Source organism: Herbaspirillum sp. WGmk3 (assembly GCF_023952535.1).
Classification (GTDB): Bacteria; Pseudomonadota; Gammaproteobacteria; order Burkholderiales; family Burkholderiaceae_D; genus Herbaspirillum; species Herbaspirillum huttiense.
On sequence record NZ_JAKYWT010000167.1, the window covers coordinates 1 to 235 of the forward strand.

The following is a 235-nucleotide window of genomic DNA, read 5'->3' on the forward strand; positions in this document are numbered from 1 at the left end:
AGATAATATTAATGTTGAATCTAAAAGTGATACTCAGATAATAGAAATACTTAAAAATCAAATTGATACCTTAAATAGTCAGATGAAAAAACAAGAAAGCCGTCATGAAATAACAATAGAATTCTATAGAAAAGAGTTACAGGAAAGATCAAAGTTACTTGAAAATCAACAAATATTAGCTTTAGAAAGTAATAAAAAAATTCAAAAATTGGAGAATCAATTAGAAGAAGAAAGG

Annotated in this window: 1 protein-coding gene; it reads left to right on the plus strand. The window is 24.3% G+C overall.

Going from position 1 to position 235, the window contains the following annotated elements; translation table 11 throughout:
* On the plus strand, positions 1-235 hold a 235-nt coding region (locus MKD49_RS26325), incomplete at both ends, for a DUF536 domain-containing protein (protein ID WP_252697779.1).